The sequence below is a fragment of the Granulicella cerasi genome, from assembly GCF_025685575.1.
Classification (GTDB): Bacteria; Acidobacteriota; Terriglobia; order Terriglobales; family Acidobacteriaceae; genus Granulicella; species Granulicella cerasi.
Genome location: NZ_JAGSYD010000002.1, coordinates 517,555 through 534,872 on the forward strand (window position 1 = coordinate 517,555; position 17,318 = coordinate 534,872).

At 55.2% G+C, this 17,318-nt stretch carries 21 protein-coding genes and 2 pseudogenes; 14 read left to right on the forward strand and 9 right to left on the reverse strand.

The window, feature by feature from the left end; all coding sequences use genetic code 11:
* Positions 1–392: 392 nt before the first annotated feature.
* From OHL11_RS07655 to OHL11_RS07690, 9 genes are all read left to right on the forward strand, one after another.
* The gene (locus OHL11_RS07655; protein ID WP_263370908.1) at positions 393–818 is read left to right on the forward strand and encodes a response regulator; all 426 of its coding nucleotides are present in this window, start codon (positions 393–395) and stop codon (positions 816–818) included.
* 394 nt (positions 819–1,212) lie between these two features.
* Positions 1,213–1,746 (forward strand): inorganic diphosphatase, encoded by a 534-nt coding sequence (locus tag OHL11_RS07660; RefSeq protein WP_263370909.1) that lies wholly within the window; start codon positions 1,213–1,215, stop codon positions 1,744–1,746.
* Positions 1,747–1,755: 9 nt separating this feature from the next.
* On the forward strand, positions 1,756–2,103 hold the full coding sequence (locus tag OHL11_RS07665) for a DUF3147 family protein (protein ID WP_263370910.1): 348 nt from the start codon (positions 1,756–1,758) through the stop codon (positions 2,101–2,103).
* Positions 2,100–2,519 carry a DUF3147 family protein gene (locus tag OHL11_RS07670; protein ID WP_263370911.1) on the forward strand — a complete coding sequence of 140 codons (420 nt, stop codon included), beginning with the start codon at positions 2,100–2,102 and terminating at the stop codon, positions 2,517–2,519. The genes OHL11_RS07665 and OHL11_RS07670 overlap by 4 nt, the downstream gene beginning before the upstream one ends.
* Positions 2,520–2,612: 93 nt before the next feature.
* Positions 2,613–2,837 (forward strand): acyl-CoA dehydrogenase family protein, encoded by a 225-nt coding sequence (locus OHL11_RS07675; RefSeq protein ID WP_263370912.1) that lies wholly within the window; start codon positions 2,613–2,615, stop codon positions 2,835–2,837.
* 749 nt (positions 2,838–3,586) lie between these two features.
* A complete protein-coding gene (locus OHL11_RS17285) occupies positions 3,587–3,787 on the forward strand; it encodes an acyl-CoA dehydrogenase family protein (protein ID WP_390236058.1) in 201 nt (66 codons plus the stop codon).
* A gap of 536 nt (positions 3,788–4,323) precedes the next feature.
* Positions 4,324–4,866: a PAS domain-containing protein gene (locus OHL11_RS07680; protein ID WP_263370913.1), complete on the forward strand. Its 543-nt coding sequence runs from the start codon at positions 4,324–4,326 to the stop codon at positions 4,864–4,866.
* Between the two features lie 100 nt (positions 4,867–4,966).
* Positions 4,967–5,332 (forward strand): ATP-binding protein, encoded by a 366-nt coding sequence (locus OHL11_RS07685; RefSeq protein ID WP_263370914.1) that lies wholly within the window; start codon positions 4,967–4,969, stop codon positions 5,330–5,332.
* 124 nt (positions 5,333–5,456) lie between these two features.
* On the forward strand, positions 5,457–6,761 hold the full coding sequence (locus OHL11_RS07690) for an Nramp family divalent metal transporter (protein WP_263370915.1): 1,305 nt from the start codon (positions 5,457–5,459) through the stop codon (positions 6,759–6,761).
* A 93-nt stretch (positions 6,762–6,854) separates the two neighbouring features.
* Here the strand turns inward: OHL11_RS07690 and OHL11_RS07695 are convergent, their stop codons facing one another.
* The 4 genes from OHL11_RS07695 to OHL11_RS07710 all read right to left on the reverse strand — a co-directional run bounded on the left by OHL11_RS07695 (position 6,855) and on the right by OHL11_RS07710 (position 9,002).
* A complete protein-coding gene (locus tag OHL11_RS07695) occupies positions 6,855–7,121 on the reverse strand; it encodes a GlsB/YeaQ/YmgE family stress response membrane protein (protein WP_263370916.1) in 267 nt (88 codons plus the stop codon).
* 123 nt (positions 7,122–7,244) lie between these two features.
* On the reverse strand, positions 7,245–7,526 hold the full coding sequence (locus OHL11_RS07700) for a sensor histidine kinase (RefSeq protein ID WP_263370917.1): 282 nt from the start codon (positions 7,524–7,526) through the stop codon (positions 7,245–7,247).
* Positions 7,523–7,906: a sensor histidine kinase gene (locus OHL11_RS07705; RefSeq protein WP_263370918.1), complete on the reverse strand. Its 384-nt coding sequence runs from the start codon at positions 7,904–7,906 to the stop codon at positions 7,523–7,525. Before OHL11_RS07705 ends, OHL11_RS07700 begins: the two co-directional genes overlap by 4 nt.
* A 361-nt stretch (positions 7,907–8,267) precedes the next feature.
* The gene (locus OHL11_RS07710; RefSeq protein WP_263370919.1) at positions 8,268–9,002 is read right to left on the reverse strand and encodes a YoaK family protein; all 735 of its coding nucleotides are present in this window, start codon (positions 9,000–9,002) and stop codon (positions 8,268–8,270) included.
* A gap of 614 nt (positions 9,003–9,616) precedes the next feature.
* Between OHL11_RS07710 and OHL11_RS07715 the strand changes: the two are divergent.
* A pseudogene (locus OHL11_RS07715) lies at positions 9,617–10,144 on the forward strand (HD-GYP domain-containing protein); the annotation flags it as partial.
* Complete coding sequence (locus OHL11_RS07720; protein WP_263370920.1) at positions 10,141–10,431, forward strand: KH domain-containing protein; 291 nt, start codon at positions 10,141–10,143, stop codon at positions 10,429–10,431. The pseudogene OHL11_RS07715 and the gene OHL11_RS07720, both read left to right, overlap by 4 nt.
* 633 nt (positions 10,432–11,064) lie before the next feature.
* On the opposite strand, the gene OHL11_RS07725 is transcribed toward OHL11_RS07720, so the two are convergent.
* The gene (locus OHL11_RS07725) at positions 11,065–11,523 is read right to left on the reverse strand and encodes a hypothetical protein (RefSeq protein WP_263370921.1); all 459 of its coding nucleotides are present in this window, start codon (positions 11,521–11,523) and stop codon (positions 11,065–11,067) included.
* 285 nt (positions 11,524–11,808) lie between these two features.
* Positions 11,809–12,099: a hypothetical protein gene (locus OHL11_RS07730; protein ID WP_263370922.1), complete on the reverse strand. Its 291-nt coding sequence runs from the start codon at positions 12,097–12,099 to the stop codon at positions 11,809–11,811.
* A gap of 765 nt (positions 12,100–12,864) precedes the next feature.
* On the opposite strand from OHL11_RS07730, the pseudogene OHL11_RS07735 reads away from it, so the two are divergent.
* Together OHL11_RS07735 and OHL11_RS07740 are read left to right on the forward strand one after the other, a co-directional pair.
* Positions 12,865–13,056, forward strand: a pseudogene (locus OHL11_RS07735) (TonB-dependent receptor plug domain-containing protein); the annotation flags it as partial.
* A complete protein-coding gene (locus OHL11_RS07740) occupies positions 13,053–13,337 on the forward strand; it encodes a hypothetical protein (RefSeq protein ID WP_263370923.1) in 285 nt (94 codons plus the stop codon). The pseudogene OHL11_RS07735 and the gene OHL11_RS07740, both read left to right, overlap by 4 nt.
* Here OHL11_RS07740 and OHL11_RS07745 read toward each other — a convergent pair.
* Complete coding sequence (locus OHL11_RS07745; RefSeq protein ID WP_263370924.1) at positions 13,309–13,740, reverse strand: hypothetical protein; 432 nt, start codon at positions 13,738–13,740, stop codon at positions 13,309–13,311. The two genes, OHL11_RS07740 and OHL11_RS07745, sit on opposite strands and share 29 nt — an antisense overlap.
* A gap of 434 nt (positions 13,741–14,174) precedes the next feature.
* Between OHL11_RS07745 and OHL11_RS07750 the strand changes: the two genes are divergently transcribed.
* Positions 14,175–14,747: a TonB-dependent receptor gene (locus OHL11_RS07750; protein ID WP_263370925.1), complete on the forward strand. Its 573-nt coding sequence runs from the start codon at positions 14,175–14,177 to the stop codon at positions 14,745–14,747.
* A 361-nt stretch (positions 14,748–15,108) separates the two neighbouring features.
* On the opposite strand, the gene OHL11_RS07755 is transcribed toward OHL11_RS07750, so the two are convergent.
* On the reverse strand, positions 15,109–16,137 hold the full coding sequence (locus OHL11_RS07755; protein WP_263370926.1) for a methionine synthase: 1,029 nt from the start codon (positions 16,135–16,137) through the stop codon (positions 15,109–15,111).
* A 2-nt stretch (positions 16,138–16,139) separates the two neighbouring features.
* On the reverse strand, positions 16,140–17,159 hold the full coding sequence (locus OHL11_RS07760; RefSeq protein WP_263370927.1) for a DUF1852 domain-containing protein: 1,020 nt from the start codon (positions 17,157–17,159) through the stop codon (positions 16,140–16,142).
* Positions 17,160–17,318 lie beyond the last annotated feature (159 nt).

Sequence of the window (17,318 nt, forward strand, 5' to 3'; positions counted from 1 at the left end):
TGGCCTTTCTCCCAAACTGACTTTACGGAAGATCTGAGGCAGATTACGATTCCGGTGCTTGTCATGCACAGCAAGGCTGACCAGATCGTGCCCTATGATGCTTCGGGACCACGTTCGGCGGAACTGCTTCGCAACGGCAAGCTGATTACCTACGACGATTTCCCCATGGGATGCCCACCACTGAGGCCGAAACGATCAACGCAGATTTGCTGGCGTTTATCCAAGGGTCGAGTCGTTAGCGGGCGAACGCGAATTGCCGACTTGAGACCGATGCCGCACTATTGCGTCATGGGTTTTGAATCAACGAATTCGCTTGCCGAACCAACCTGAGTGTTGCGTGTCCTCATGAGCCGACTACAATGACCCAGAAGCCACTTTCGGAGGAGAGATTCATGTCGAGTCCTGTCAAGACACTTCTACTGGTCGAAGATGATCCTGATCATGAACTGCTTGCGATTCGTGCTCTGAAGAAATCGCAGCTGGCAGAGGAGATCCGAGTGGCCCGCGATGGCGAAGAAGCCATGGAAGCGCTCTGTGGGAACGATTCGGTCCGCCCCCAAGTGGTGCTTCTGGACTTGAAGCTTCCAAAGATCGATGGCCTGGAGGTGTTAAGGCGTATTCGGTCAACAGAGGCAACAGCCACGCTTCCGGTGGTGGTGCTGACTTCCTCGGATGAAGAATCGGATGTTGTAGGCAGCTATCGTTTGGGTGTGAACAGTTACATTCGAAAGCCGGTGGACTACACAAGTTTTGCCGAAGCAGCGCGGCAGATCGGCGCTTATTGGATGACGCTGAATGAAGCTCCAAAGCAGAACTGAACGTTGACCTCCGATACGTCGCTGAAGGCGAAGCTGCATCTGAGGGTGTTACCTCAGCAAACTGTTTGGTTCGCACATACGCTCGGCTCTAGGAGGAGCCGTCTATTCATGTGCCACTCAGGCGTCGTGTACCCGTAGGAATCGCCCGGGTATAGCAACAGATGTGAGGAAGCCTCCTCTGGCTGTTCCAATGCTGTAGACCTTTGCCGCTGGCCCATTCCCACCGCAAATCAGTCCTAATCGCTGCGATCTATCTAGCCAGAATGAATTCTTCCCCTCCCAGAACGAGGCGACGGGCGGGTCACGTCACAAAACAACGCCAACCCAACTTCAGTGCCCGCAATCAAAGCAATCTGTAACCCCGTTAACAATTCAACTGCGGGTTGGAGTCTCCATGAAATCTCTCGCGTCACCTACGAAGCTCAAGCCAATCACGAGAGATGACCTCCTGCAGGTCGTTATCGAAACCCCAGCCGGAAGCCGCAACAAGTTCGCGTTCGATCCGGACCAGGGAATCTTCGCGCTGAAGAAAGTTATGCCTGCTGGGATGAGCTTCCCGTATGACTTCGGATTTCTTCCGCAGACACTCGCCCCCGATGGCGATTCCATCGACGTGCTGCTTCTGATGGATGAGCCCGCGTTCCCGGGCTGCCTGGTTCCATCTCGGCTTGTGGGGGTCATCGAGGGAGAACAACTTGATGGGAAGAAGAAGATCAGGAACGATCGCCTTGTCGCGGTTGCCGATGCAAACCATATGTATGCGAACATCCGGAGGCTTAGAGATTTGCCGCCGAAATGGATTAAGGAACTCGAGGTCTTCTTCGTCAACTACCACAACCTCGAAGGAAAGAAGTACAAGTTGCTTGGCTGCAAGGACGCGGAGGCTGCGACTGCGCTGATCAAGAAAGCGGAGAAGAACGCGAAGTAGGGCCGACGCATGTCTGACATCCTGATTCGATTCCTCGTCGGAGGATTGCTCGTAAGCTGTTTCTCCACTCTCGCCGACATCCTCCGACCAAAGAGCTTTGCTGGCCTTCTGGGTGCTGCCCCCTCGGTGGCGCTCGCAACGCTCGCCTTAACCATTCACCATGACGGAAAGATCTACGCCGCCATGGAAGCTCGCTCCATGCTTGGCGGTGCAGCGGGGTTCCTCGTCTACGCGCTGGGCGTGAGCTGGTTGCTGCGGCGCTATCGCCCGTCTGCTCTCAGTGCCGCGGTGAGCATGATGCCGTTCTGGTTCGTTGTTTTTCTCGGACTCTGGTACGCCCTCGGTGCTACCCGATGAGAAAGATTGGATTTAGCTTTTCCTCGCTCAAGGAAACTCGTTTCCATGAATACGTCGCGCGCTTCTTCTTCGGTGGAGTTTGTACTGCGCTCGCCGGAATCATCGCACGGCGGTATGGTCCGGTTCTGGGAGGCCTATTTCTTGCCTTTCCAGCCATCTTCCCGGCGAGCGCGACGATGATCGAGAACAACGAGAAGCGACGGAAGCAGGAGATTGGCGCAGATGGAACCCAGAGAGGCCGCATCGCTGCGAGCATCGACGCTTCAGGCGCTTCGCTCGGTTGTTTTGGGCTGGCCGCTTTCGGGCTCGTTCTCTGGCAATTCATTCCCCAGCACAATGCGCTAGCCACTGTCATGCTCGCGTTCGCAAGCTGGACGGTGGTTTCCTATCTTCTGTGGGCTTTCCGAAAAGGCTGAAACGAGTACGTCACCGTCGAACAGGTGATCGTAAACGATGCGAACTGCATATTTAGCTAGAATCAAGCTTCACAAGACAGTGAAGCCCAAACCATGCTTTTCAGTTCCGGAACAGATGAATTTCCCGCCGCGGCCCTCCGTCATATCCGAGAAAAGGTCAAAGAGATCACCATCGAAGTAGCGGAACCACGGGCAGAAGAAGTAGACCGGCTTGGTATCTGGCCGGAGCACACGATGCAGGCGTTGGCGGCAGCGGGCCTGCTGGGTTTACACGTTTCGGAACGACTTGGGGACTGGGACAAGGGCTACAGGGCCTAATCGCGGCAACCGAAGTTTCAGCGCAAGGGTGCTCCTCGTCCTCAATGTGCTTCGGAATGCATTGCGTGGGCACAGCGGTAATCGCTGCCAAGGCTACGAAAGAGCAAGTGGATCGTTACCTGGTTCCCATAGCCGCAGGCCAGCATATAACGACACTTGCCCTTTCCGAGACGGGCAGCGGCGTCATTCTTATCTTCCTCAGATGGAATTCAGGATCGCCGAGCGGGGCTACAAGCTATTTGGGACGAAGCAATTTGTCACAAACGCCGGACATGGCCGACTCCTATGTGATTTCCTGTATTGAGGCGACTCAGAGCTAGCGAGTGGCGAATTCAGCTGCGTCGTCGCCGACAGCGATGCGGCCGGAATCGAGGTGCTTGGCCAGTGGGAAGGCTTTGGAATGCGTGGCAACGCCTCCCGGCCGATTTGGTTTGACGGTGTGCATGTGGGCGCCTCGCAATGCTCGGCGACACCGGCGCTCAAATCAGGTACGTGTTTCAGGTGGTGGCCCCATATTTTCTTACGGCGATGGCGCAACCTACTGGGAATCGCAGAGGCCGCATTCGATATCGCTGTTGTCCACGTGAAAACGCGTTCCTACGATTCCCTTGGGGAAAGCCTCAGCGACGCTCCCGTCATTCGCCATCAAACTGATGAGATGTGGGCAAGGTTGAGCAGGCAAGACAACTGGTGTATCGGGCGGCGCGGCTGGGTGACCAGGCGATCCCGGCGGCCCTGTGCCAATTCTGATGAGCAAGGCCGTAGCTGGTGACGCAGCCGTTTCCGTTGCGAATGAGGCGATAAGTCTCTGCGGGGGCCGGGGTTACCGTGAAAACGGCAAACTGGCGCGCCTGCTGCGTGATGCAAGAGCGAGTCACGTGATGGCACCCACAACGAATTTGCTCAAGCTTTGGGCAGGAAAGGCGCTGCTTGGACTGCCACTTCTCTAATGGGTCAAATTGTTCCCATCCCGTCACCGAGCGCTTCGCCAGGAGAAAAGGCTCGATTCTGTCGCTCGAACCTGGGACTTGCTCGAACTCCTTTCAGCCTAGATTGAACGAATTTGCTCGACGCGTCGGCGCGGAGGTTCGTGTTTGTGTGGGGCTTTCCGACTGGCGAGTATCGTTTCCTCCAGCGAGGAGGGTTTCAGTCTTGCGTTTCTTTCCCCTACTTTCCGCATGTTGCCGACTCGGCAAGAGCGCTCCATACGGCCTCTCCGCCAACGCAAATCCTCTTTCTTTGTTTCACGGCCGATGAGGATAAGCTTCAATCCGAACTCGGTCCACTTCCTCGGATCGGCATGCACTGGCGTTGTGTAGACCCGGAAGGCGCTGCCTTCGGTCATACGATGGAGACAGCCTACCGGAGCGGAGAGCAGCGGCGAACCACTAGGACGACCTTAGACCGGTTCAATGCACGCCTGACGGCGTCGCCGGGTTCTGTCGATCCGCTCCAATTGCGACGACTGATCATATCGGACCGGTTTTTGGCGAGCATCCTCGAACATGCTGGGGACGCAGTGGTTTCGCTTGACAGCGAAGACCGCATTGCCAGCTACAATCCTGCGGCGCAAGAATTGTTCGGCATCCCGCCAGATCGAGCACTCAATCAACCTATCAGCAGCCTCTGGGCACAGAGCGTTCGGGAACTCTTGAGAGAAGGAGAGACAAAATCTCCCGTCACTCTGACTTTGAATCTTCCGCACCAAGCTCGAACCGTGGACGTTACCGTGAACCCGATTTACGATGACACGGGCCACCGAATCGCCTTCACTCTAACGATTCGCGATATGACCGAGCGGCTGCGCACGGAAGACGCTCTCCGCAAAGCGGAAGCCTTGGCGGCCGCGGGTCGTTTGGCGGCGACCGTCTCCCATGAGATCAACAATCCACTCGAGGCGATCACGAATCTCCTCTTTCTTCTTGGAGCTGAACAGCTCAGCGAAGCAGCGCGTGAATATTTGAAGTTGGCAAACCTCGAACTCGAGCGCGTTTCTCACTTGGTGAAGCAAACGCCTGTCTTCTATTAGAAGCCAGAACCGTGATCCGAACCAGTGTTTCGATGTCGCAGAAGCGATCGAACATATTCTTCGCATCTACGCCACTCGCCTAGCCTCGAAGTCCATTGAATTGGCGACGAAGATTCATTGCGAAATCAAGCTCCGTATGGCGAAGGGTGATTTCCAGCAGGTGATTTCGAACCTGCTGTCGAATGCGATTGATGCGTGCTCTGTCGGTGGCGAGATCGCAGTCTCAGCGTCCCAGGGGGAAGGCCACTTCCGGTTAGCCATAGAAGATGATGGGAGGGGTGTCCCCGAAGATCTCAAAGACAAAATCTTCACCCCATTGTTTACGACGAAGCAGGACGTGGGGACGGGCTTGGGACTTCGGGTGACGAAAGAGATTGTTGAGAAATACGGGGGCACCATCACCATAAAGAATTCCTCACTCGGTGCCATCTTCCTAGTCGAGTTCAGCGATTCTCACTCTCACTAGTTCCTGATGCCATGAATCGACTCAGGGATATCAGGTGCCCCGGACTGTCCTCTCAAGACTCAGTTGTTGGGAACAGACGCTCGGAATTTGTGCGCGGGAAGGAAGCTTTCCCGTACCATAGGGCGTGAAGAATCAGAGCGTTTCCCCCGATGTTCCGGCAGAGGATGTACCTTCGAACGGCCTCCAGCGCTTTCTGAAAGAGCTTGGTCCAGGCATCATCACCGGAGCTGCCGACGATGATCCTTCCGGCATCTCGACCTATTCTGTGGCGGGCGCTTCGTTCGGATACGCGACACTTTGGACTGCACTACTCTCATTTCCCTTGATGGCTGCCGTACAACTCATGTGCGCAAAGCTTGGCATGGTGACCGGTTGCGGTCTGGCGAGTGTCATTCGTACGCGGTATCCGCGGTGGGTTCTGTGGCTGGCGTGTTCGTCGGTGATTACCGCGAACATCTTCAACATCGGCGCCGATCTCGGCGGCATGGCGGATGCCATGCAGATGATGACGGGGATTCGATCTTTTTATTGGACGCCGTTCTTTGCGATGCTCATCGTCGTACTTCTTTTCTGGACGTCCTACCGCCTGATGGCCAGAATCTTCAAATGCCTGACATTGGTTCTGTTTGCCTATGTGGTAACGGCGTTTCTTGCCCATCCCGACTGGTTGGCCGTTCGCCGCTACACATTCTTGCCGCATTTCGAATGGAGCAAGAACTATATCGCAGTGTTGGTGGCTATCCTCGGCACCACAATCTCGCCTTACCTGTTCTTCTGGCAGGCTGCTCAGGAGGTCGAGGAGGACCGGGACCACGGCAAGACGACTGTCGCTCAACGAAAAGGTTCCACCAATGCCGAACTGAAGTCGGCCACGCGGGATGTCGTCACTGGCATGTTGCTCTCTAATGTTGTCATGTATTTTCTGATCCTGACGACCGCTGCGACATTGAATGCGCACGGCCATAAAGGTATCGAGACAGCGAAGGAGGCGGCAGAGGCCTTACGCCCGCTGGCTGGGCAAGGAGCTTACTGGCTCTTCACTATGGGCATGATCGGAACGGGAATGCTGGCGGTTCCTGTTCTTGCTGGGTCGTGTGCCTACGCGGTCGCCGAGAGCGCGCGATGGAGAGCGGCGTCCTTGAACATGAAACCCCAAGTCGCTCGCAGATTCTATGGAGTGATTGCCCTCTCCATTGCAGTTGGTTTGGCGCTGGACTTCGCTCATCTAAACGCGGTCAAGATGTTGTTCTGGTCGGCCATTCTCAACGGTCTTCTAGCGCCGCCATTAGTAGTCATGGTCGTCCTTCTCACCAGCGACAAGAAGGTGATGGGTAACCGAATCAACTCCGCCGGCATGCGGTGGCTCGGCTGGACGTGTGCCGCGGTTATGAGCGCCGCCGCCATAGGCCTTATCGTATCTTCGATCTGATTGGCTGAATCTCAGCCCAAACGTTGGTCAAAGCGTGTATGCCCATTGGCATGACAAAGACTCTGATCGAACGAATCGAGTCGGCGGGTCAGATTACGTGGTGCGATTGCCCGTGACGAGCCGGAAAAGCCATGTGAGGATGACGGCTCCGATGGTAGCAATGACGATGCTGATAATGAGGCCATGCTCATTGACGCCGCCTGCTCCAAGATGACTGAAGAGGAAGCCCCCGATCAAGGCACCGCAAAGGCCGACGATCATGTCGACAAAGAACCCGAAGCCTGATCCCTTCATGATCTTTCCCGTAAGCCATCCGGCCACAACACCGATGATGATCCAGGCAATGATTCCATGTCCCATACATTCCTCCTGAAGTGGCGCACCTGATGGTGGGCACGCACTAAGCCTACCATTCTGGCGTGCCAATGAGATCTGACTAGTGAGATGACCTGTGGAGTGAATGTCGTATGTCTGGGGAGTTCGTTAATCTGTGGAGGATTGTTCGTTCACGTATCGCGTGATGTAGGGAATAAAGATCGTTGCGGCGGTTCCGCTGGCTCCGGAAAGAGTGCTGCTCTCGATCGTCATGGTCCCGCCATAGCCCTCCACAAACTGCTTCGCGACGAACAATCCGATCCCCGTTCCGATGGTGTTTCGTGTCGTATAGAAAGCCTCGAAGATACGCGGCAAGAGTTCCGCAGGTATACCAATCCCGTCATCTACGACGGAAAGGATGACGCCTTCCTCCTCGGGAGCGTCTTTCACCGAAATGGAGATCGTCCCCCGGAGGACAGGGCATACACAGCATTCGCAATGAGGTTCGAGACCACCTGCATCATTTCACCACGGCGAACCACTATCTCACGCGTCGATTCGAAGGTGGTCTTGATCGCGATTCCGCTTTGGAGGCACCGGGGCTCATAGATACGAACTGCGTCCGCTGCAATCTGGCTGAGTGAAGTGGCAGCCGCTGAGGCATGTTCTCTATAGTAGCCAAGCGTCTGTTTGGCGATATGCGCCATGCGTCCCAGCTCAGTCTCTGCGGTTTGCAAATATTCGAGCACTTCCGGATCGACGATCGAACCGATACAATCGCCTTGGGTTCCCGGTACGGTGCCGCACTTCCATTTTATGCCCGTACCCATGTAAGGCGACTGTCGCGCAGCGGCCGGAACGCGTTGTCCGAGGTTTTTTGCTGGTGTATGGGCACGATGAGAGTCTATTGCAAACCCTCTAATCCTTGCTGGAGAGCGTCGGCTACATTGTCACGAGTCTGACAACGAGCGAGGAACTGGACGTGGTCTTCCCTCAAATCGGGTCTTTCCAAACCGTAATCATCTGCCACACTGTCCCGGATTGTGAACACATCAGTTGTCAAGAACGTTTGCTGCCGTAGGGCTGCATATCCCCGTCTACCGAATGGAACTCGGAACATTTCCAGCGGAGTTTCTGGACGCCGTGGATGCGTTGTGCCGTGCAAACTCTTATGAGCTACCTTGACGACCATCAGACATGCGCATCCAGTGTCTTGAGGTCATCGAAGATGGGCAGCATCGCCATTGCCAGCAACATCATCGAGAGCGGAATCGTGAAGAGAAAGCCGACACGGGTGAATCCATTGGCTCCGGTTACCCCGCCGATGAAGAATGCGAATATCAGCGACGTGAGAAGACGGAGCTGCGAGAATTCCTGAGACGTGGAGACAAGGTTGTCAGGTGTCGCCAGGACGAGTCTTCCAAGGGAGATTCCGATATCCGTAATCATGCCTGTCAAATGGGTTGTCCGGATGACGGCATTCGACAGCTTGGTAATCATGGCGTTCTGAAGCCCCATTGTGAAGCAAAGTAAAGCGACCGCACGCAAGAACCGTTCTCCGCTGAAGGCTTTGCCTGTGATTCCGAAGATGAGCAAGAGGACCGCCTCAACAAGCAGAGGCAACGCATATTGACTGTGAAGATGCTTTCGTTTACCCCATCGGATGAACAAGGTCGTGCAAAAGGCGCCGGTCAAAAACGAGGCCACAGCCACACATCCGTTTGCGGCGAGGCTGATGCTCCCGATTGCGACATTATCAGCAACCGAGGACACGATTCCTGACATGTGGGATGTGTATTGATGGACTGCCAGAAAGCCCCCCGCATTCACAGCTCCCGCGATGAACGCAAGATATCGGGCAAGGTGGCGATTCCCAGACTCGGTGCGTTGTATCGACGTGAGTCGCCGCAGATAATGGTGAGGCATTCCTTATGATCTCAGAACCTTCTTTGGCAACGCTGACGGCCGTCTTGCAGTTGAGGCATGGCGCTTGAAAGTGGCGGAATGAAACCTGATCCGGGCAGATTCGAAGACAAGTTGAAGGAGCTATGGTCGGACAGCGCGAGTGCGCCATGTCAAGACTGCAGAGTGCTTTGAAAGCCTTGCAGACGCACGTCCAGAGGATTTGAGTTTCTATGGCAAACGACTTGGTCGATGTGAAGGCCGTCGCGTTTACCGCTATCTATGCGACGGGCAAGCACCGTCCTCGGGTGTCGAAACCCCTTACCACAATGGCCCGCCGCAAAGCGTGTCTAGAAGTCTCCCTCCGCCTTTTGCGTCGGGGAGCCTGTGACGTATGTCCAGGCCCCTAAAGCTAAAGGTCACGGGAGCCGTGTGGTAATGGCTTTCGAACTCCCCGATAAGGATTGACAGGGCATGTTTGCGGGGGGCGTACCGCAAGCGCTTTGCTCATGCCCCCTTGTCGAGGAGCCAAGCTTGGCCCCTCTTGATTCTGAACACGAAATCCGCCGCACGGCACATTGGATGAATGCCGCGCGAGAGCATGATGCAATTCTCCATTTGCACCGCTTCGGGTCTCGGAGCTGTGCGCAAGTTTTTCTTTCTTTCTTCAACTTTCAGCAGTTGAGCAAACCCTTCTGATCCGGGCCGGTTTGCTGCATGACATCGGAAAGATCAAAATCCCGTCCACGATCCTCCAGAAGCCCTCGCCGCTCACCGTAGAGGAGATGGAAATGGTTAGGAAACATACTGATCTCGGCTACGAGATGCTCCTCGAAGCGGGCGAAACAGACGAATTGCTTCTAAGCGCCACCCGCGACCACCATGAGCGTCTCGACGGCAGCGGGTCCCCCCGAAAGCTCAGCGCTCCTGATATTTCAACGGCTGTACGGATTGTGACCCTGTGTGACGTATTTGCGGCGATGACGGAGCCACGCCCATACACCCACAGCATGGAATGGGATGAGGCATTGGCGCAGATGGCGATGAAACGGACGCGGCTCGGTCTTGACCTATTGGGCGGTTTCGCCACAATGATGAGAGCGATCCACGTTCCGCAAGAGCGGTCCAGTTCGATAAGAGGCCGCTTCAGGAGAGAAAAGTCATGATGGTACTTTCCCAGTCCGTTACTAACGAAGAACAACCAATGCGGCAGCTTGTCTATCTGATCGTGCGGCACCTAGTTGATGACGAAGCCGCCGTCCGAGTAGATTGTTTGGACGGCAATGACGGCGTGACAACATTGAACGTCCATGTCGCACGAGGGGACACCGGGAAGCTGATCGGCAAGCAAGGACGTACGGCCCGCTCACTAAGAACGATTTTGTCGGCCGCCCGCATGAAATTGCACCACCGCTACGCACTCAACCTCGAAGAACAAGAAGATGAGGCGTAGACCTCTCAGGCGGACGCGTAAGAACGACGCAGCATCCAATTCGACAAAGTGCCCGCAGGACTGATCGCGATGGCATCATATTCCCGTCTTTCAACGGCACCCATCATTTACGGTTCTACGGCGATTTTGAGGTGGAAGCCACTCTCGCGAGTATCACTGAATTGTCATGTCAGCAACTAACTTTGCTCGAATTCATCTTGGCGAGCCCCCACGTCGCATCAGACATTGCTCGGATGGCACTCGAAACGGATTTGGCATCTCTGACGCTTGCTCATTTCCACGAAAAATATAGCGGCCCGAGCGATTGCGACCTACCCGACTGTTCTTCCGTGCCTACCAGAAGGCGAGCAGTTCTATTGGAATGATCTAAGGGGCGGTCCTGGCGATACTCTGCACAACGAAATCATGCCCGTCTTTTTTGTCTTTGAAGTCCGTCTCAAGCGAACAGGAATCCTGCAGATCTCCCTCGGGCCTGTTGCGCGAAAGGAATCATCGGCATCGCGGCCCGACGCTCATGAGAGTTGATTGCAACTGCAGACTGAACTACCAACAATCTGGAAGCAATGCTCTGGTGAAGTGTCTACGAAAAGACTTCGCGAATGGGAAGGATGTTGATTCAAACGTCGCATCTTTCTAGACGGACAGGCCGTACGCGCTATTGGTCGCTGAATCCTTATTCATATCCGCGGCTTGCTCGTTGCCACGTGTTATCGCTGCCGAAAGTCCCAACGGTTCGGGTGCTGCCTGCGCAGCGATGGGTTGCGCGTTCCGATCAAAGAATTGGCCCTGGGTATCGATGTGCAGCCAGCCTCGGTTCTCGTCGTTCCGGTAACTTTGAATCTCGGCGTGTTCCTTCTGCCATGTAAATGCTTCTGCGTGTTCTAGTCCAATGGACTGAACCAACGGCACCCAATGCCGCCTCTCTTCGACAGTGGGTTCAAGCTGCGCAGCATGACGCTCTGCTGGCATCGCTGGACCTTTATAGGCAAGCTCTGCCAGCCGGTCAGCATAGCGCTCTATGAGCGCACGCTGGTTTTGTTCCATCTCAGTACCTTGCGAATGGCGTTCCATAAAGTGCCCAGCGGGATCCATCTTCAACGTCGTGCGATACCCTGTGCCCACCCATTGATCGTCACAGTTGCCCCAGAAATCGTGGCCCCTGTCGCATCAAACACCGTGCCCGACACGGAGGCCGATTCCTGTGCCATCATCGGCAACGCTACAAACATAGCGGCCCTCGCAAGCGCAGACTTCCTCAATCCATAGCGTTTCGCTATCAGGGAAATACTATTCCTTACGCGTTTCATCATTTCCTTCTTCGGTCTCATCCCCGTCGGGATGGCGCGATGCTTCATCGCGCGCGGCCATGGCGTGACATCAAGCAGCCTTGCCGAGCACAGAGTGCTCCGCTCGCAGCGAGATGATGGTAGGGCTAAAGAATGGAGGAAGGAGGGCCGCGTTTGCCACGCGCACGATCGCGCGCGATGCGGAACGTCGACTCGGTCTGCGCACCCCTGTGGGATGGCTCAGCAAACCAGCGAAGATCATCTTCGCCGCATGACCTGTGGGCAGCACCACGGGCATAGTATGCATCGTTGCCGTCCTCGCCGCAGAGCTATACGGACACTTATAGAGCGGCGCCTCAAACTGCGGCTTGCTGCTCACCATCTTTGCCCGCTCCTCCATGCTCATCATGCAATGGTGTTTGCCATTGCGACGGCAGCACGCAGGCAGGTTTGACTCACTCTTCGGCGTAAGCGCAAAGAGAGACTGTGCGAACTGCAGATCAGAGATGGTCAGCAACGAGATCGCAAATGAGTTTGCGCAGCAGGCTCATTAAGACACCTCTCTTTACTATGCCGCAACTCTCATCGGGTTTATCGCCCCGAACACTTCTCTTCTGGAATTCAGCCCGCGAGCATAATGAAGAAAGCGCGAGCATAGGCATCGCGCAAACCAAGGACAGGAACACCATTGCCCTCCGACTCCAAACGCTCTCGCTCGCTGAGTAGCTTCTCTCATGCGCTTCTTCTCGCCGCTACCCATTGCTTCCCTTAGCAGCTCCGCACTCCAGCGCTCAAGAGCGTAGCGCGATGTCCTCGCAATCACAGCGCTTCTCTGGGCTGGTCCTAGATGGCTCAGGAGCCATGATCGATGGAGCCATCTTGCGCGTCACGCACGGCACCCAGGGCGGCGCACGCATCGTCAGATCGTCCGCGGAGAGTTCTCGCTGCAACTCCACCAGCGCAGTATCTTCTCTCCGTCTCCGCACCAGGCTTTCAAATGCAACAGATCACAATCGAACTCAGCGCAACGGAGACGAGTTCTTCGGCTATTGAAGTGCAGGGGCGCAGCGAAGACCTGAGCGGCATCGCCGACTCTGCCACCCAGGAGTCGTAGGCGCAAGCGAGCTTCAGAACCGCCCCATCCTCCGCTCAGGTGCTAGAAGCGGTTCCGGGTGTGATCATCACGCAGTACGCTGGCGGCGGCAAAGCCCACCACCAGTACTTCCTGCGCGGCTTCAATCTTGATCACGGCACGGACTTCGCCATCTTCCTCGACGATATGCCGCTGAACCTTCCGTCACACGCTCATGGCGAGGGCTACTCAGACATGAAACCGTGATCCCTGAACTCGTCGAGAGTGTGCGCTTTGAGAAAGGACCGTACTACGCTGATGTCGGTAACTACGGCTCCGCTGGCTCAGCCCATCCGGAGTTCTTCAGGACCTTGCCGCAGAGTTTTCTTCAAGTCGAAGGCGGCACCTACGGCTACTGTCGTCTCGTCTTCGGCGCATCGCACCCTCTCGGCGGAGACAGCCTGCTCGTCGGCGGCGAGCCTATCACGACAACGGTCCATGGGTACATCCTGACAACTACTACAGTTCAATGGCCTGATGACTTATAGCAAGGACACGTCCAGTAGCGGCTTCAGCGTTACGGTGCGCGCTTATCATGGTCAATGGCACTCCAGCGATCAAATCGCCGAGAGCGCCCTCTCTCTCGTCGGCATCTACGGCACACTCAACCCTACAGACGGCGGGCATTCGCAACGCTACAGCCTGCAGGGTGAATGGCATCGACAGGGTGAGCACTCGCGTACGAAAATCACCGCGTACGGCTTCTACCACGATCCCGACCTCTTCTCGGAATTCACGTATTACCTCACTGACCTCACGCGCGGCGATCAATTTGAACAGCAGGACAGGCGCTGGGCTGCAGGCATCGACGCCCCCCACCATCAACAACGACTGGTTGGACATCAAGTCACCAACACGTTCGGCCTGCAGGTGCGGAACGATTGGATTCACAACGGACTCTACCAATCCCAGAGCCGGAAGCGCGTAACGAAAACCGACTCAAACTCCGGAAACACGCTTACAGCCACGACGCAGGCAGATCGCTTCACCGACACGCAGATCGGCAACTACGCCGAGAACCGCATCGACTGGTCCGCGAAGGTACGCTCCGTCATCGCGTTGCGCGACGATCTGCAACACTTCGACGTAACCAGCCCCGTCACCGCAGCCAATTCTGGAGCAGCAATCAAAGCTTTACCAAGTCCAAAAGCCAGCCCGATCTTCGGGCCGTGGGAGAAGACCGAGTTCTATACGCAGGCAGGCTTCGGCTTCCATAGCAACTACGGCCGCGGCACGACCTTGAAGATCGAACCTGTCTCCGCCGACAACCCCGCCCCGAACACGCCCGCCACGCCGATCCCTGCGTTGATCCCACCAAAGGTGGCGTGTTTGGCGTTCGTTCTTCGGTCGTGCGGCATCTGCAGTCAACGCTTTTCGTCTGGTATCTGCATACCGCCTCGGAACTGCAGCAGTCCGGCGACACCGGAGGCACGACCGCATCACAACAACCTAGCGAACCCTACGCGGTGGAGTGGGCCAACTATGACACACCCATCCCGCACTGGTCCATCGACTTCGACCTCGCCAATTCGAAGGCGCTCTTCACTGCGAACGATGCGGACGATGCAGCCCCTGACAGCGCAGGTGTTAGGCGCGTGCCAGAGACAGTGGGCCTCGTGATCGCTTCCGGCGTGACGCTGCAAGACCTCAAGGAATTCTCTTCAACGCTTCGGCTTCGCTTCTTCGGCCCTCGTGATCTCACTTCAGAGCGACGCTTTCGGTCGCAATCTACCGAAATGGTCAACGGCGAATTGGGTTACACCTTCCTGCGAAGCTGGCACGCCTCGGCTGAGTTCCTCAACCTGCTCAACCGTCACGATCACGACATTGATTACGCATATCAATCGCGCATCGACCCAACGCAGCCTCTGCGTTCACGGATGTCTTCCATCTCGTAGAACCATTCCAGGTGAGGTTCTCGTTAAGGCGGACATTCTAGTGATGGGTGTACTAGCACCCTCCGCGCTCGGTAGTTGAGCATTCTCGGCTTGCGGAGGGCTGGAGAAGCACCATTTACTTAGCTCAAGAGAAAGCGGTACAGGAGAAGATACTGAGAAATTTCTTGAACATGCAAGGTCGCCACCGAATGAGCCATCAGCGTTCCAAGGTGAATCTTCAAATCCACGTTCAAGCCTTCGTACTTGATCTTTCGATTTCACCGGACATGATTTCTGTGAGTAAAGCGGCTAAGCACGAACAAGCCGCAACATTGTGAATCGCACAGCAAGGTGGGGAGCCGCCACTAGTAAGACTGCAGGGCTACGTGGATAATTCGCCTCGAACGATTTCAGCGCCGAGGCTGAGCGCCTTCAGCTTGCCCCTCGCCACCGATCGAGGCAAAGGCGCCATGCCACAGTTTGTGGCGGCGACGAGCTTATCGGCATCAACAAATCGCAGAGCGTTTCGCAGCACCTTGGCAACGTCCTCAGGCGTCTCGATGACTTCGCTCGCTACATCAATCGCGCCGACCATCACCTTCTTACCGCGAATAAGTTCGATCAGATCCATAGGAACGCGCGAGTTCTGACACTCCAGCGAGACGATGTCGATGTTTGACTTCTGCAATTTCGGGAAGGTCCGCTCATATTGGCGCCATTCAGCCCCTAGGGTCTGCTTCCAATCCGTGTTGGCCTTGATGCCGTAGCCGTAGCAGATATGCACGGCCGTCTCGCGCTTCAGCCCATCAATTGCTTGCTCCAACGTCTCAACTCCCCAATCAGTCACTTCATCGAAGAACACGTTGAATGCAGGCTCATCGAACTGAATAATATCGACGCCAGCAGCCTCCAACTCCTTCGCTTCTTGATTGAGAATCTTCGCGAACTCGCGCGCGAGTTTTTCGCGGCTCTTATAGTGTGCATCGTAGAGTGTATCGATCATCGTCATCGGTCCAGGGAGAGCCCATTTGATAGGCTGCTTGGTTTGCTGCCTGAGAAATTTGGCGTCCTCGACAAACACAGGCTTCTGGCGGCTAACTCCACCGACAACGGTTGGTACGCTCGCGTCGTAGCGATCTCGTATTCTGACCGTCTCGCGCTTCTCAAAGTCCACTCCGTCGAGATGCTCGATAAAAGTAGTGACGAAATGCTGGCGAGCCTGCTCGCCGTCGCTGACGATATCAATACCGGCAACCTGCTGCTCTTGGAGCGTCAGGCGCAGGGCATCCTGTTTGGCCTCTAAAAGCTCCTCATCTTGCAATTTCCAAGGTGACCAGAGTTTTTCAGGATGAGCGAGCCAAGAAGGCTTAGGCAAGCTCCCAGCAGTTGAAGTAGGCAGTAGCTTCTTCATGGTCAATCTCTCTTCCAAGCTATTTCAGTGGCGGCGGAACTCTTCGCCCATTGATCCAGAACAGCCTTATAGGGCTTGATCAAGTGTTCTTCAGTAAACTTGCCTTGCTTAACAGCGAGTTGGCTGCGCTCTTCTCGGTCATAAACAATCTTAGTCACGGAGTAGTCTTGATGCTTCAGGCTGGGCTGATAGAACGCTCCTGCCGCAGCGTTGGCGTTATAGATCTCGGGACGATATATTCTCTGAAAGGTTTCCATCGTGCTGATGAGGCTTATCAACTCAAGATTGGTGTAGTCACTAAGAAGGTCGCCAAAGAAATAAAAGGCGAGCGGCGCTGCACTGTTCTGCGGCATGAAGAACCGAACCTGCAAGCCCATCTTTCCGAAATACTGGTCCGTTGAAGAGAGCTCGCTTTGCCGATACTCAACGCCCAGGATGGGATGGAAATTCCCAGTTCGGCTGTAGGTCTTACTACTTGATGCGCTGATGCAAATCACAGGCGGCTTCTTGAAGCGCTCTTTGTAAGCACTAGACCGTACAAAGTGTGTAAACAGCTTCCCGTGCAAATCGCCGAAATCATTAGGAGTGCTAAATGCAGGCTTTTCTTTGTTGTGTTCAGGCAAGAGCACGCTGAAGTCGTAATCGCGCACGTAGGAAGAAAAATTATTCCCGGTAATGCCCTCGATCCGCTCGTTGTTTTTCTTATCCACGATGGTTGTGTGCAGTATTTCAATCAACGGGAAGGCATCCTCACTACCCTTGGCAGCAATGTCCAACTCCACGGAAATGATTTCAAGCTCAACCAAGTAACGATCTCCCGCCGGGTTATCCCAATGCGCTAGCTCATTGAAGCGTTTGTCGATCATCTGCAATGTGTTGCGCAGATTCTCGAGGCGACGTTCACCGCGGGCCAAGTTGGCGAAATTGGTGGTGATGCGGGTACTCTCTGCTGGGCGATAGTCTTCATCGAAACGAAGGCTCTTTATGTGGAATGCAAAATCTTTATTCATCGTGATCAGCACCAATCTTTTTTGCTACAAAGCCTGAATTTTCGTCTGGCTTTCAATTCCTATCTCAACGGAGATACGACCTCGACACGTTGAAGCGAGCATCTGGATTCCGATCCTACGGAGGACGACCCATGAAGTAAAATGGTCTTATCTCATTAATCCATGAGCTAA

Bases quoted from the DNA above. Each gene is read 5' to 3' on its own strand.
- OHL11_RS07655 (WP_263370908.1), top strand. From the start codon at position 393: ATGTCGAGTCCTGTCAAGACACTTCTACTGGTCGAAGATGATCCTGAT.
- OHL11_RS07665 (WP_263370910.1), top strand. From the start codon at position 1,756: ATGTCTGACATCCTGATTCGATTCCTCGTCGGAGGATTGCTCGTAAGC.
- OHL11_RS07705 (WP_263370918.1), bottom strand. From the start codon at position 7,906: ATGGGTACGGGCATAAAATGGAAGTGCGGCACCGTACCGGGAACCCAA.
- OHL11_RS07755 (WP_263370926.1), bottom strand. From the start codon at position 16,137: ATGAAGAAGCTACTGCCTACTTCAACTGCTGGGAGCTTGCCTAAGCCT.
- OHL11_RS07730 (WP_263370922.1), bottom strand. From the start codon at position 12,099: ATGGTGAGCAGCAAGCCGCAGTTTGAGGCGCCGCTCTATAAGTGTCCG.
- OHL11_RS07670 (WP_263370911.1), top strand. From the start codon at position 2,100: ATGAGAAAGATTGGATTTAGCTTTTCCTCGCTCAAGGAAACTCGTTTC.
- OHL11_RS07695 (WP_263370916.1), bottom strand. From the start codon at position 7,121: ATGGGACATGGAATCATTGCCTGGATCATCATCGGTGTTGTGGCCGGA.
- OHL11_RS17285 (WP_390236058.1), top strand. From the start codon at position 3,587: ATGAGCAAGGCCGTAGCTGGTGACGCAGCCGTTTCCGTTGCGAATGAG.
- OHL11_RS07710 (WP_263370919.1), bottom strand. From the start codon at position 9,002: ATGCCTCACCATTATCTGCGGCGACTCACGTCGATACAACGCACCGAG.
- OHL11_RS07675 (WP_263370912.1), top strand. From the start codon at position 2,613: ATGCTTTTCAGTTCCGGAACAGATGAATTTCCCGCCGCGGCCCTCCGT.
- OHL11_RS07660 (WP_263370909.1), top strand. From the start codon at position 1,213: ATGAAATCTCTCGCGTCACCTACGAAGCTCAAGCCAATCACGAGAGAT.
- OHL11_RS07725 (WP_263370921.1), bottom strand. From the start codon at position 11,523: ATGGATCCCGCTGGGCACTTTATGGAACGCCATTCGCAAGGTACTGAG.
- OHL11_RS07720 (WP_263370920.1), top strand. From the start codon at position 10,141: ATGATGGTACTTTCCCAGTCCGTTACTAACGAAGAACAACCAATGCGG.